At 55.5% G+C, this 13,324-nt stretch carries 12 protein-coding genes; 7 read left to right on the top strand and 5 right to left on the bottom strand.

Annotation, left to right across the window (positions count from 1 at the left end; genetic code table 11):
* Positions 1–131 precede the first annotated feature (131 nt).
* Positions 132–2,024 carry a hypothetical protein gene (locus tag ACOVRA_RS09645; RefSeq protein WP_421720102.1) on the top strand — a complete coding sequence of 631 codons (1,893 nt, stop codon included), beginning with the start codon at positions 132–134 and terminating at the stop codon, positions 2,022–2,024.
* Positions 2,021–2,950, top strand: coding sequence for a tyrosine recombinase (locus ACOVRA_RS09650; RefSeq protein ID WP_421720103.1), 930 nt, complete (start codon positions 2,021–2,023; stop codon positions 2,948–2,950). Before ACOVRA_RS09645 ends, ACOVRA_RS09650 begins: the two co-directional genes overlap by 4 nt.
* A 36-nt stretch (positions 2,951–2,986) precedes the next feature.
* Here the strand turns inward: ACOVRA_RS09650 and ACOVRA_RS09655 are convergent, their stop codons facing one another.
* Positions 2,987–3,406, bottom strand: coding sequence for a flagellar FliJ family protein (locus ACOVRA_RS09655; RefSeq protein ID WP_290802787.1), 420 nt, complete (start codon positions 3,404–3,406; stop codon positions 2,987–2,989).
* A gap of 118 nt (positions 3,407–3,524) precedes the next feature.
* Entirely contained in the window at positions 3,525–4,853 is a 1,329-nt protein-coding gene (gene fliI / locus ACOVRA_RS09660; RefSeq protein ID WP_421720133.1) for a flagellar protein export ATPase FliI, read from the bottom strand.
* Between the two features lie 301 nt (positions 4,854–5,154).
* On the opposite strand from fliI, the gene ctrA reads away from it, so the two are divergent.
* The 5 genes from ctrA (at position 5,155) to ACOVRA_RS09685 (ending at position 10,958) form a co-directional block, all read left to right on the top strand.
* Positions 5,155–5,856 carry a response regulator transcription factor CtrA gene (gene ctrA / locus ACOVRA_RS09665; protein ID WP_085341292.1) on the top strand — a complete coding sequence of 234 codons (702 nt, stop codon included), beginning with the start codon at positions 5,155–5,157 and terminating at the stop codon, positions 5,854–5,856.
* A 528-nt stretch (positions 5,857–6,384) separates the two neighbouring features.
* Positions 6,385–7,779, top strand: a complete 1,395-nt coding sequence (locus tag ACOVRA_RS09670) for an aminotransferase (RefSeq protein ID WP_421720104.1) — start codon at positions 6,385–6,387, stop codon at positions 7,777–7,779.
* Positions 7,780–7,885: 106 nt separating this feature from the next.
* Positions 7,886–8,929, top strand: coding sequence for an aspartate-semialdehyde dehydrogenase (locus tag ACOVRA_RS09675; RefSeq protein ID WP_421720105.1), 1,044 nt, complete (start codon positions 7,886–7,888; stop codon positions 8,927–8,929).
* A gap of 67 nt (positions 8,930–8,996) precedes the next feature.
* Positions 8,997–9,878: an EamA family transporter RarD gene (gene rarD, locus ACOVRA_RS09680; protein WP_421720106.1), complete on the top strand. Its 882-nt coding sequence runs from the start codon at positions 8,997–8,999 to the stop codon at positions 9,876–9,878.
* A 330-nt stretch (positions 9,879–10,208) separates the two neighbouring features.
* Entirely contained in the window at positions 10,209–10,958 is a 750-nt protein-coding gene (locus ACOVRA_RS09685) for a glutamine amidotransferase-related protein (protein WP_421720107.1), read from the top strand.
* On the opposite strand, the gene cysQ is transcribed toward ACOVRA_RS09685, so the two are convergent.
* The 3 genes from cysQ to ACOVRA_RS09700 form a co-directional block, all read right to left on the bottom strand.
* Positions 10,955–11,779 carry a 3'(2'),5'-bisphosphate nucleotidase CysQ gene (gene cysQ, locus ACOVRA_RS09690; protein ID WP_421720108.1) on the bottom strand — a complete coding sequence of 275 codons (825 nt, stop codon included), beginning with the start codon at positions 11,777–11,779 and terminating at the stop codon, positions 10,955–10,957. The two genes, ACOVRA_RS09685 and cysQ, sit on opposite strands and share 4 nt — an antisense overlap.
* 80 nt (positions 11,780–11,859) lie before the next feature.
* Positions 11,860–12,270: an HIT domain-containing protein gene (locus ACOVRA_RS09695; protein WP_421720109.1), complete on the bottom strand. Its 411-nt coding sequence runs from the start codon at positions 12,268–12,270 to the stop codon at positions 11,860–11,862.
* Positions 12,271–13,317, bottom strand: coding sequence for a MaoC family dehydratase (locus ACOVRA_RS09700; RefSeq protein ID WP_421720110.1), 1,047 nt, complete (start codon positions 13,315–13,317; stop codon positions 12,271–12,273).
* Positions 13,318–13,324 lie beyond the last annotated feature (7 nt).

Genomic DNA, 13,324 nt, shown 5'->3' on the forward strand with positions numbered 1-13,324 from the left:
GCGTTGATTCGCTAAGATAAGAACGATAAGCGAACATAGGGATTAATTGTGCGCTTGTCGCGTAGTTGACGCAATCGCGCCTGCGTGAAGCGCAAGGCCACTGTTTTGCCGCAAAATGGATTATGACAGGCATGATGATACGCAACCTTCTCCTGACCAGCGCCTTATTCTGCTCGATGGCCGCCCCGCCTGCTCTGGCACAATCTATTCGTACCATTGAATCAACACCCCTTCAGGAAGTTGGCCCGTGGGGCGCTGCAGCCTTGCCACTCGGTCTTGAGCGGCTAGATAGTGACCTCTGGCAAGGTGCTGACCCGGGTACTTTAGCACTAGCCTTTGATCGGATCGGCCCTGACCTAAGGTTTCCGAGCCTGCAGCGTTTGGTCCGCCAGGCTGTGTTTTCAGGCGGCTCAGCCCCTGTAGGCGACATTGAGTTAGCGCGAGCACGGTTTCTGGCTGCCAATCGCTTAGGCCCATCAGAAGCGGCAACGCGCCTGTTTCTGACCGTTCCGCGATTGACCGCCGACCCAGCCTTAGTGAATCTCGCGATCGATGCCGCTTTTCGTGCTGGCCGAACCGATGAGGCTTGCGGGTGGGTCGCGTCACCCGGCTTAGACGAAGCCAATAGTACCAGTGCCAGCCCGAGTTGGCTGGAGACGCGGGCCACCTGTTATGCGCTGAATGGCGAAGCCGGCGCTGCAAATCTTTCGGTCGACCTAGCCAGAAGCAAAGGCCAGACTGATACGTGGCTTGGCCGCGCGGTTGCCGCTGTCTCTGGCCCCGTTACTAACCCGCCGCCGTTTCGGGCGGACAGCGGGCGCGCGCTGGCACTGAGCATGAAGGCGCAATTGCGATTCCCCAAAGGGCTGGCGAACAACGGTGATCCAGCAGCACTTTCCTCGATTCTGATTTGGCCTGATTTCGCGACGCGCGTGCCGACAGAAGAGGCCACCTTATTGCTTCGGCGCGCAGCTCAGACAGGGGTAGCGTCGCCGGCACAGGAAGCGCTGTTGCGGATGCCGATCCCAGCAGCAGTAGAGCCCGCGTCGCCAGCCGCAGATGCAACCATAGTTCCACAGGGCGCAACATTAGCCCCTCCCTTGCCCCAACCACCGCCTCCTCCACCGATTGCCGAAACCTGGGCCAAGACATTTAGCCAAGCGGCAAATGCGCAAAGCCGAGCCCTAGAAGCCCGCTTGCTGGTGCATGACCTAAGGGAACTTTTTCAAACCGCGCCTGACCAAATACCGCCACTAGCGATGCAAACCCTCGCCGAGGCCGCCCTTTGGACCGGAGATGTGCGCCTTGCACAGGCTCTCGAAATCCGCAGTCCTACCCCACTTTCGCCTCGGCAAAGGCTGGTCTTGGCTTTGCTGGACCCTGTGGCGGGTGATCGGCCCATTCAGCGCCATATTGAGGCCGCCACCAACCCCAATGCCCAACGCCAAGCCATTCGCGATGCTTTGATCACGTGGTCTGCTGGCATGCCAACACTTGGTGGGCTTGCCGCTTTAGTTCAGCCCGGCCTACCAGATATGAAGGGCGGGCAAGCGGGCGTGCGGACGGCCCTAGTTTTAGCAGCAGAACGGGGATCTAAGGGCGAAGTAGCCCTGCTCGTGGGTCTTGCTTTACAAGGCCAAGAACCCGCAAGCGCCGATGCAGAGACTGTCGCCATCGCGGTTCGTGCTTTGCGTCGTGTAGGCTTAACAGCACAGGCTGTCGATCTGGCACGCGATTATTTGTTGGCTTTGGATATGGTCATCCCAACACGTGCTGCAGCCGCCGCAACCCCTGCTACCCAACCTGCGACTGCCAAGCCAAGTCCTGCACCAGCCTCCGCTTCAACAGGCTTGCGGACAAACACGTCAGCACCAACTCAAGCCAGAGCGGCGGCACCTGCTGCCACCACGCAACCCAATCAAGCAAAGCCGGCACCAACACTTCTCCCAACTAAACCGACGCCACCTTCACCGAAGGCCAAAACCAAAGCCCCATCCAAGCCCAGTTGGACACCACCCAAGTGATCGCGCTGATTGAAGCTTTCCTAGAGATGATTGGGGTAGAGCGCGGTGCAGCTCGCAATACATTGGACGCCTATCGGCGCGACTTAACTGACTTTGACGAATTTCTGGTCACCCGAGGGGTGGAAGCCCTTGTGGCCGACCATGTCGATGTCGAGGCCTTTGCCCAGGATTTGAGTGTTCGGGGCCTCAGCAGCACCACGATCGCCAGACGCCGAGCCGCGTTGCGCCAATTCTATCAATTCGCGGTCAGCGAAGGTTGGCGCTCCGACGACCCAACAAGGCGTTGGGACGGCCCGAAACAAGCGCGCAATTTGCCTAAAACAGCAGAAGTGGCCGACATCGATGCACTACTTGCTGCCGCGACCGCGCTAAAGGGCTGGAAGGCGCAGCGCGCAGCATGTTTGATCGAACTCGTATATGGCTGTGGTTTGCGGGTGAGCGAGTTGGTTGGCTTGCCCATGCGTGCGGTGCCCAAGCCAGAAATTGCCGCGATGCGGGTCAAAGGCAAAGGCGGCAAAGAACGCCTTGTTCCTCTAGGCTCCCACGCACGCCAAGCACTTGATACTTGGCTGGCGGTTCGTGGCCATAGTTTGCCTGAAGGCGCCCAAAAAGCTGAAGCTGACAAATTTCTGTTTCCAGCTAAGGGCAAGGCCGGCCATTTTGGTCGTCGTGAATTTGCCCGCTTGTTAGATGGCCTCGCGATCCAAGCAGGCCTAGACCCAAAGAAAATGAGCCCGCACGTCCTACGTCATGCCTTTGCAACCCATTTGGTGGAGGGCGGCGCGGATTTGCGATCGGTTCAGGTCATGTTGGGCCACGCCGATATCGCCACCACCCAGATTTACACCCATGTGGCCGATGCGCGCTTGACTGAGTTGGTGACGCGTAACCATCCACTCGCGCAGCGCACAAAAAAGGGCCCTTGAGGGTCCCATCGCGCGATCGTATTGATCTAGATTGAATTAGGCGGAATGCCGCTTCGCGGCGCGGATCATCGCCGCCTCATCCAAAAATGCCTGTTCGCGCTTAGCCTTCGACGCATTGGTCCGGCTAACCCGACGCTCTTCGAGCATTTCAAATTTCTTTTGCTCTTCAAAAGCAGCCTGTAAGTCGCCTCGCAGTGCTTCCAATTGCTCTTCAACGCCTACAAGCGAAGCCTCGAGATTGGCGCGTTGGGCGACCAGCACTTGGGAATAAGCAACCCAATGGCTCATCATTGCCGGGTCTGCTTCTGCACGCGCACGCTCGCGCTTTTCGGCGACCAAGAGATCGGCCTTTTTGCGCTCAATATCTTCACGCGTGCGTTCGGCCGCACTGATCAGCATCTGCACGCTGTCGACCTTATGCTTGGCCAATTTAATAAGCGTTGAGCCGGTTTTCATTATGACTTTCCCTGCGTTACAGGTCCTATCTACACGCTGTGGGTTAAGAAATCGCTCTTTCGATCTGTAGAATTTTCCCGCAGGTAGGAAAACTGCATCATAGGCTCAAAGACTTAGATCAGCTTTGTGCGATCATGATGTCGGACAGGCGTTGGAAAGTCTCAGCAAAGGTTGTGCGTTCTTGCTTGCCTTGGCTCAAGAATTCCTCCAGCGGCTCGGCCAAAGCAATGGCGCGATCCGTGCCTGGGTCGGCCCCGCGCCGATAGGCACCCAAACGGATTAACTCCTCCATATCCGAATAGGCTGCCAAGGCGCGCTTGGCATCACGCACCAAAACTTGTTCTTCAGGCGCGTGGCATTCCGGCATGAGGCGGGAAACGGACTTGAGGATATTAAGTGCTGGGAAGCGGCCACGTTCGGCAATCGCGCGCTCTAGCACCAAATGGCCATCGAGAATGCCACGGACGGCATCGGCAACTGGCTCATCATGATCCCCGCCATCGACCAGCACCGTGAAGAGGCCCGTAATCGACCCGGTCTGATGCCCGCCTGTCGGCGCACCGGGCCCGGCACGCTCCAGCAGTTTAGGCAATTCTGCAAATACCGTTGGGGTGTAGCCTTTAGTTGTTGGTGGTTCACCCGTGGCCAAGCCGATTTCACGCTGTGCCATCGCAAAGCGGGTCACGCTGTCGAACAGGCATAGGACTTGTAAGCCCTGGTCGCGGAAATGCTCTGCCACAGCGAGGGTAGTATAAGCAGCTTGGCGGCGCTTGAGGCTGCTCTCGTCCGAGGTCGCCACGACTACGACCGAACGGCGCAAGCCTTCGGTACCCAAAGTGTCTTCGACGAACTCTTTGACTTCGCGACCGCGCTCGCCAATCAACCCGATCACCACTACATCGGCTGCAGCCCCCTTTGCCAGTTGCGACATAAGAACAGACTTTCCGACGCCAGAGCCCGCGAAGATCCCCATGCGCTGGCCTTGGCAAAGTGCACAGAAAGCATCGATGGCGCGAATGCCCGTCTCCATCCTATCGCCCACGCGAACACGCGTATGAGCCGGAGGTGGAACGCCTCTTAGAAGTCTAGGATGGGAGCCATTCGGCACAGGCGGGCCACCATCGACCGGATTGCCGAACGCATCGATGACACGTCCGAGCCAAGCCGAGGATGGGGCAATCATTGGGGAAGTCCCCTCAAAGACGAGGCTGGCCCCCGCGCGCAGACCTTCTACCGTTTCAAATGGCATGAGAAGGGCGCGCCCATCGCGATAGCCGACGATCTCTAGGCGAGCATAACCTTCTGCAGCTTCCACGATGGCCCGCGCGCCCAGAGCCATGGCTTGGGGCGGACCACTTGCTTCCACCATCAGACCTTTGACCGCAACAATTCGGCCTTCATAGCGCGTATGGTCCTGACGCTTCAGGGTTTCGGCCAATTCCGCCAAGCGCACACCGCCACTTACTCGTGAATGTCCATCTGGACGCATCCTGCAGCCCTGCTTTCCCTGCTAAAACCCGTCACACTTAAGACGCCATGTGAAGAAATGAGTGAACATGGTTGATAAAGTCGCATTTGAAGTGCTTCGCGTTAACCTGTCGTAAAGATCAATTCGGCAAACGTAGGTCCAACATATGGAAAATGTCAGACAAGCCGCAAAAAGCGGTTAACCATCTTTAAGCAAATCAGCTTAGGCATGGGTCGTTGGTTGTTACACCGCCCATTCAGGGCATGTCGGAGGGGGCTCCATGCGGGTTCTGTTAATTGAAGACGATAGCGCGACGTCGCAGTCGATTGAGTTAATGCTGAAGTCTGAGGGCTTCAATATATACACGACTGACCTTGGCGAAGAAGGTGTCGATCTGGGCAAGTTGTATGACTACGACATTATTTTGTTGGACTTGACCTTGCCTGATATGAACGGCTTCGACGTGTTGCGGCAATTGCGCAATTCCCGCGTTGGTACGCCGATCCTGATCCTATCTGGAACCAGCGATATTGACACCAAAGTTCGTGGTCTCGGCGTTGGCGCTGACGATTTCGTCGCGAAGCCATTCCACAAGGACGAATTGGTCGCCCGCATCAACGCGGTGGTTCGCCGCTCGAAGGGCCATTCACAGTCGATGATTCGCACCGGCGACATCGTGGTGAACCTTGATCAGAAAACGGTGGAAGTGAACAATCAACGCGTTCACCTGACTGGCAAAGAATATCAAATGCTGGAGCTGCTCTCTTTGCGGAAGGGCACGACCCTGACCAAGGAAATGTTCCTGAACCACCTGTATGGCGGTATGGACGAGCCAGAACTGAAGATCATCGACGTATTTATCTGTAAGCTTCGCAAGAAGTTGGCAGCGTCTGCCGATGGCCAGCACCACATTGAAACAGTTTGGGGCCGCGGTTATGTCCTGCGTGACCCAACTCCAGGCGAGCAATCGGCTGCGGCTTAAAGGTTCGAGCGGACTTCTCATTTGATTTCAAGTGCCTTCAAAAGGGCCCGTCATCTGGCGGGCCTTTTTTCAGTTCTGATTAACCACATGGCACAATACTTGCTGGTAAGCTCTTTAGGCACACAAAGTGTCAGAAGATGGAACAAAGCGATGAGAAATGCACCACGTTATACCGTCGAAGCTTCATTCCGCCCGCGTGAATTGCGGGACTATAGTGAGCCAGTAGTACGCCCGTCCATTCGCCTGCAGGTCCGTCCGACCTTTTGGCAGCAGCTGCGGCAAACGCTTGGCCTCTAGAGCAACGCTAGACCGATAGAGAGCCTCCAGGCGGATCAACTGTTGCTCCAATTTGGAGTTTGAGCGCAGCTTTGATTGAAATGGACTAAAACGTGCTCTGCTTCCATGTTCCGTCGCGGCCCGAACTTTGCGCCACTCGGATAATTGCAGACCAAAGCGTAGAAATCACTTTCCCTGCGTGTCCAGCTGATCTAATTGTTATAACAAACAGATCAGCCTAGGACAAAAACCATGACCCCACCAGCAACGGCATTGCGCAATTACGACGCGGTAGAGCTGCGCCGCTTGGATGTCGCCCACCACTTGCCGGCGCAAGCGGACTATGGCGAAATCCGCGACTTGGGTGGCTCGCGTATTATCACCCGCGCTGAAGGTTGCCAGTTCTGGGATATTGACGGCAAAGCATATTTCGATGGCATGGCTGGGCTGTGGTGCGTCGGAGTTGGCTACGGCCGCAAGGAATTGGCCGACGTCGCTCATGAGCAGATGCTAGAGCTGCCTTATTACAACAGCTTCTTTAAGACCGCGACGGCACCAGCCGTGCGTTTGGCTGCCAAAATCGCTGGGATTGCTGGCGGCGAGTTGCAGCATGTATTCTTCAACTCCTCAGGTTCTGAGGCCGTTGACACCATGTTCCGTATGGTCCGCCACTATTGGGCGGTTCAAGGCCAACCCTATAAGAATGTCTTTATCTGCCGCCGCAATGGCTACCATGGTTCAACCGTTGCTGGCGCAAGTTTGGGTGGCATGAGTGCCATGCACGCAATCGGCTCTCTGCCAATTCCTGGAATTGAGCACGTCATCCAGCCTTATGCTTTCAACGAAGGCTTTGGTGAGGATGAAGAGGCCTTTGCAACCCGCTGTGCCCAAGAGATAGAAGATCGCATTTTGCAGGTCGGAGCATACAATGTCGCGGCTTTCGTTGGCGAACCGATCCAAGGCGCCGGCGGCGTAATCATCCCACCGAAAGGCTATTGGCAGAAGGTCGAAGCGATCTGCCGAAAATATGATGTTCTTTTGGTAGCCGACGAAGTCATCTGCGGGTTTGGCCGCACTGGCCAATGGTTTGGCCACAATACCTATGGCTTCACGCCCGATATCATCACGACCGCGAAGCAGTTGTCTTCCGGGTATGCCCCGATTTCAGCTACCATTGCTTCTCGCGCGATTGTGGAAGTTCTGCGGGAAAAGGGTGGCGATTTTGTACATGGCTACACCTATTCGGGCCACCCTATGTGTTGCGCCGTGGCGGAACGCAATCTGGAGATTATTGAGCGCGAAGACCTCGTGACCCGCACGCGTGAAGTTACCGGCCCCTATTTGGCAAAGGCCCTACAGCGTTTGGTCGGTCATGAATTGGTCGGAGAAGTGCGCTCACAAGGCTTGTTAGGTGCCGTCGAAATCGTATCAGAGCCCGGTACGAACCACCGCTTTGGCGGCAAAGAAGGCAAAGCAGGTCCAATGGTGCGCGACGCCTGCATTTCCAATGGTTTGATGGTACGCGGCATTCGCGACAGCGTCGTGATGTGTCCGCCACTAATCGTATCTACCTCAGAGATCGACTTTATGATCGACACGATCGAAAAGTCGCTGAACCAATGTTTGCCTGCTCTACGCGCGCTTTAGAACCAGTTTTGGCGTGACGCAGATGGGAACAAAGGACCCACCACAGTCCTTTGCTCTTGGCCATTAGCCCTCGAAGGGCTAATAGGGCCTCCTACGGAGAAATATCATGGGTTTAAAAGTTGCTGTCGTCGGCGCAACCGGCAATGTTGGTCGCGAATTGCTTGCCTTATTGGCAGAGCTGAAGTTTCCGGTTTCTGAGATTGCCGCGATTGCGTCGCGGCGCTCTTTGGGTCGTGAAGTCTCATTTGGCGACAAGACACTCAAGTGCCAATCCCTTGATTATTTTGATTTTACTGGATGGAACATCTGCTTGATGAGTGCCGGCGGCGCGACGTCAAAAGAATGGTCGCCCAAGATCGCAGCACAGGGCTGCTTGGTCATCGACAATTCTAGCCAATGGCGGATGGACCCCGACGTTCCGTTGGTGGTGCCAGAAGTCAATCCAGAAGCGGCTATGGAATACAAAAAGAAGATGATCATCGCAAACCCCAATTGCTCCACCGCGCAATTGGTCGTGGCTTTGAAGCCCCTGCACGATCTGGCGAAGATCAAGCGCGTTGTCGTGGCGACATATCAGTCGGTTTCCGGAACCGGCAAAGAGGCCATGGACGAGTTGTGGACCCAAACGCGCGGCATCTTTGTGAATGATCCTGTGAAAACCGAAGTCTATCCAAAACAAATCGCCTTTAACGTGATCCCACATGGCGGCGACTTCATGGAAGATGGCTATACGACTGAGGAATTCAAACTTGTCGCAGAAACCAAAAAGATGTTGGACCCTGCGATCAAAGTGACGGCGACGGTTGTACGGGTGCCTGTATTTGTAGGCCACTCAGAAGCTGTGCATATCGAGTTTGAAAACCCCATCAGCGATGACGAGGCCCGCGAAGCCTTGGAAGAAGCGCCAGGCGTGGTGGTGATGGATCGACGTGAGGCCGGTGGCTATATGACCCCGGTAGAAGCAGCCGGTGAATTCCCGGTCTATGTGTCGCGTATCCGTACCGACCCAACTGTCGAGAATGGTTTGGCAATGTGGGTTGTTGCAGACAATTTGCGCAAGGGTGCAGCCCTTAATGCCATCCAGATTGCCCAGCTTTTGGTCGAGCGCGGGGCGTTTGAGAAAAAGCTGACTGTGGCGGAAGCGAAATAAGAGAGTCTGACCTTACCCCTTCTGCTTTGCGCTTGGCGGGGTGACGCTAGGCAGCGAAGGGGGAAAGATGACAACGTTAGAACGAACAAAGCTGCCGCCAGCATTCTGGGCAGCATTGTCTGCTTATATCATGTGGGGCCTGCTACCGGCCTTTCTGCATCTATTTGCCAAAATCCCCCCTTTAGAAGTTACGGCCCAACGGATTGTTTGGACCCTGCCCTGCGCCTTTCTTGCTGCTCTGATGTTTGGCGGGCTTGCCTCATTGCGGATTCCGGCAAGACCCTTAGGGCTATTGGCCCTATCTGCAGCTTTGATTGGCGGTAATTGGCTGCTTTATGTCTGGGCAGTTGGCCAAGATCGGATTGTGGAATCAAGCTTGGGCTATTTCATCAATCCGCTGATCAATGTTTGTATGGGCGTAGCTTTCTTTAAAGAGAGACTGACCAAGTGGCAGGTTGGCGCGTTGGCCTTGGCGCTCTTGGGCGTGCTCAATCAGACCTTCCTTGTCGGTGCATTTCCCTATGTGGCTTTGGGCTTAGGGTTTTCATTTGCGCTTTATGGGCTGGTGCGCAAACTTGCGCCGGTGCAGCCAGCTGCAGGTCTATTCTGGGAATCGGCCATCCTGTTTCTGCCCGCTCTCGCAATTATTTTCTGGCACATACAGAGCGGTGGCCCTGTGATGGGCGGCACTGCCGGCATGATGGGATTATTGATTCTCTTAGGCCCCGCGACAGCTATCCCGCTGATTTTGTTTGCGACTGGTGCTCGAGGCCTTAAACTTACCACGCTGGGCCTGTTGCAGTATCTAGCCCCAACACTGCAATTCAGTACGGGCATTGCCTTGGGTGAGCATTTCACGCCTGCCCATGGTGTGACGTTCGCCCTCATCTGGGCAGGCCTCGCGCTCTATAGCGTCGCGACTTTCCAATCGAGCCGCAAAGCCGTTTGAAGACGGCTGTTGATCAAACAAGAAAAAAGGCCCCAGCTAAACAGCCGGGGCCCGAAAAGTATTTCGCATGCAGGGGACCTAAAAGAAGGTCATAATCCTGTTAGAAAGAAATGTGCCACGAATTGATTGGTTGCGAAAGTGGAAAAATACGTGGTTGACAGTTAGTTTACGGTCTGACGGGCCGCATCTGTCCCGAGCTTGCACAATCGACAAACAAGTGCGTGCCAAACTGCCACGTTCTTGCCTGTGCAAATAGCATTTGGCCTTTGTTAGCTTTTTCTAACCATGTTGTGCATGCAAACTATCATCAAGTGAGGTTAGGCTATCGCTATGCATTTGACGATCTTTGAGACTGGCCGCCCGCCTGAGCCCATTCGTGGGAGCTTCCCCTCTTACCCTACCATGCTGGAGGCTCTTTTAGCCCCCCATATTCCAGGATTGACCTGTCAAGTTGTTCAGGTTCTGGATGGGCACAAACTACCCGACCCTTGCGACGTTGAAGCCGCCCTGATCACCGGGTCGCCTGCTGGCGTTTACGATGACTTTGCTTGGATTGCGGACCTCAAAAATTGGATCCAACGCGCGGGCGAGCAGCTTGTACCACAAGTTGGCATCTGCTTTGGCCATCAACTCATGGCCGAGGCATTTGGTGGTCGTGCTCACAAAGCGCCGCAAGGTTGGGGGCTAGGCCGTCATACCTATCAGGTCCACGCGGCGGAACCTTGGATGGGCGGGTCAAAGAAACGCTTACATCTGGCGGTGAGCCATCAAGATCAGGTGCTGGAGGCACCCAGTACGGCGAGGGTGTTGGCTCAGTCAGACTTCACGCCATATGCGGCATTGGTCTATGACCATGCGCCTGCTTTGTCCTTTCAAGGCCATCCTGAATTCTGCCCGCGTTTCACCGATGCCTTGATCCGCTCGCGCCGTGGCACTCGGTTCTCTGAAGAGATGGCAGATTTCGCACTAGCGAGCTTGGACGCCCCATTTGACGGCGATGTGGTTGCCGCTTGGGTTGCTGGATTTTACGCTCATGCACTTGGCGAAAAGCGCGCAAGTCTAGGGCGGGTTGCGGCCTAAAAGATGGTAGCGGCAAGACGTGGATCACCCATCGCCATAAATCCGCAATTGCGGCATTCCTCTTGAATTTTCCCGTAGAGGAAGGCTTGGCCGTTCAAATCCAGCATGGCTCCGCCGGCAGCAGTTAACACGCCGTCACCTGCTGCGGTGTCCCACTCCATCGTTGGTCCAAACCGCGGATAAAGATCGCCTTGGCCAGCGGCGATCAGGCAAAATTTCAAGGACGAACCGCGTCGGACCAGTTCCGACACTCGGACTGTTTTCAAGAATGCCTCTGTGGCCGGGTCTTGATGGGAGCGCGAAGCCAGCACGGCCAAGGCGTCGCCCGCACCGCGAGTTTGGATCATCTGCCAATCGTCGGTTTGATCTATTTGCCAAGCCATATGTGGAGCGCTGCGCGAATCTCCAACCCATGAAAGTCCCGTCTCGGGCATGTGAACGATGCCCACCACTGGTCTACGCCCCCGCACATAAGCAATGTTGACGGTGTAATCAGGGTCGCCAGAAACAAACTCCCGCGTGCCGTCAAGGGGATCGATCAACAGGAAGTCGTCATCTGGATTCGCTAAAACCCTGGGTCCATCGTCACCCTCTTCTGTGATCAAGGGAATACCGGGGAGAAGCGTGCTTAAGCCTTCAAGAATTACTGCATTTGCTGCGAGATCTGCAGCGGTGACGGGTGACCCGTCAGATTTCGCTTCGGCCTGAATCCCGAAACGTTTAACTTCCAAAATTGCAGAACCCGCGCGGCGCGCCAGCGCTTCAAGTGCTACCACTAAGCTGTCTGGCACCGAAGGAACTGAGCTGTCGTGATGTTGCATGTCAACCTAAGAAAAGATTGGGCATCCTTGCCCGTTCAAGTGTCATGGCAGGATTTTGAGCTTCTGAATATAGACGCCGATTAAAAGCTACGGGCCAAAGCGGCCACTTGCTCGATCAAAGCGACTGCTTCATCAGGCCCATATGGTTGGGTAGGGCTATGTCCCCAGACGGGTCCAGGCCATGCGGGGTCCCCCAAACGACGACCTACAATATGGACATGAAGTTGCCGCACCATGTTGCCCAGCGCGCCAATATTGACCTTTTCAACTTCCGCAAGGCCGCCCACTAAGGCACCTAGCGCCTGAATTTCCAACCAAACTTGGTCAGAATCGCGCGACGAGAGGCCGAAGAGTTCCACCGCGCCGGATATTCGGGGGACCGCGATCAACCAAGGATAACGCGCATCGTTCATCACCCGCACCTCACACAAGGGGAATTGTGCGGCAAACAATGTGTCAGCTGCCAAGCGGGGATCGAGCGAATAAGCCATTTAGCTCACAAAGCTCGACCGCAAAGGGATCGCAGCCCAATAGTCAAACTCCAAAATCGCATCTGGGCTGTCAGGGCCTTGGAAGTCATAAGCCGACACATTTTTTGTTGCGATCAAGCGCAAGCGCAACCCACCATGACCATTACCCAGCAGAGCCTTATCAAGCACTTCGCTCCAAGCATAAATCGTATCGCCCGCAAACAGCGGATTGATATGTCGACCTGCATTGATAGCTAGAATTTCTGCGGCATTGGCCAAGCCATTAAAGGCCAAGGCACGAGCAATCGAGATCACAACCCCGCCATAAATCAAGCGCTTGCCATGTCGGGACTGGGCTTGGGCGACGGCATCGAAATGCACTTTGGCAGTGTTTTGATAGAGCCGCGTGGCGACCTGATGTTCGGCCTCTTCCACCGTCATGCCGTCGACATGATCAATGCATTCCCCGATCTGATAATCCTCAAATGCAAAAGGGGAACCAGCCAATTCAAAGTCATAGGTGCCCGACCAAGCTGGTGCCGGAACCGGTAAGTCTTGGGGAGCTACAAAGGCAGGCAATTCTGGAATGACCGGAGTTGGCGCAGGCGCGCTGGGGTCGCCTTTATGAACCATCACCCACCGGACATAGCTGAGGATGGCTTCGCCTTGCTGATTGAAGCCCGTCGTGCGCACATAGACGACGCCAGTCTTGCCATTGGAGTTTTCCTTGACACCAATCACCTCAGAGATGGCGGACAGTGTGTCCCCCGGGAAAACAGGTGCGAGGAAGCGACCATCGGCATAGCCCAAGTTCGCGACTGCATTGAGACTAATGTCGGGCACCGTCTTGCCAAAGACCGTATGGAACACCAAGAGGGGGTCGACGGGGGCGGCGTCCAAATCGCCATCACGGGCAAAAGCATCCGAGCTATACAGCGCATAACGCGACCCTGTCAGGGCTGTATAAAGCGCGACATCCCCCTCGGTGACGGTCTTTGGCGTCGCATGCCTTAAGACCATGCCGACTTGGAAGTCTTCAAAATAAAGTCCCGGATTTGATTTAGTCATTAAGTTG

Source organism: Aquidulcibacter sp., from assembly GCF_049239865.1.
Taxonomy (GTDB): domain Bacteria; phylum Pseudomonadota; class Alphaproteobacteria; order Caulobacterales; family Aquidulcibacteraceae; genus Aquidulcibacter.

What these genes read in the sequence shown, in the direction of transcription:
- ACOVRA_RS09645 (WP_421720102.1), top strand. Translation starts at nt 132, where the DNA reads ATGATGATACGCAACCTTCTCCTGACCAGCGCCTTATTCTGCTCGATG.
- ACOVRA_RS09655 (WP_290802787.1), bottom strand. Translation starts at nt 3,406, where the DNA reads ATGAAAACCGGCTCAACGCTTATTAAATTGGCCAAGCATAAGGTCGAC.
- ctrA (WP_085341292.1), top strand. Translation starts at nt 5,155, where the DNA reads ATGCGGGTTCTGTTAATTGAAGACGATAGCGCGACGTCGCAGTCGATT.
- ACOVRA_RS09670 (WP_421720104.1), top strand. Translation starts at nt 6,385, where the DNA reads ATGACCCCACCAGCAACGGCATTGCGCAATTACGACGCGGTAGAGCTG.
- ACOVRA_RS09675 (WP_421720105.1), top strand. Translation starts at nt 7,886, where the DNA reads ATGGGTTTAAAAGTTGCTGTCGTCGGCGCAACCGGCAATGTTGGTCGC.
- rarD (WP_421720106.1), top strand. Translation starts at nt 8,997, where the DNA reads ATGACAACGTTAGAACGAACAAAGCTGCCGCCAGCATTCTGGGCAGCA.
- ACOVRA_RS09685 (WP_421720107.1), top strand. Translation starts at nt 10,209, where the DNA reads ATGCATTTGACGATCTTTGAGACTGGCCGCCCGCCTGAGCCCATTCGT.
- cysQ (WP_421720108.1), bottom strand. Translation starts at nt 11,779, where the DNA reads ATGCAACATCACGACAGCTCAGTTCCTTCGGTGCCAGACAGCTTAGTG.
- ACOVRA_RS09695 (WP_421720109.1), bottom strand. Translation starts at nt 12,270, where the DNA reads ATGGCTTATTCGCTCGATCCCCGCTTGGCAGCTGACACATTGTTTGCC.
- ACOVRA_RS09700 (WP_421720110.1), bottom strand. Translation starts at nt 13,317, where the DNA reads ATGACTAAATCAAATCCGGGACTTTATTTTGAAGACTTCCAAGTCGGC.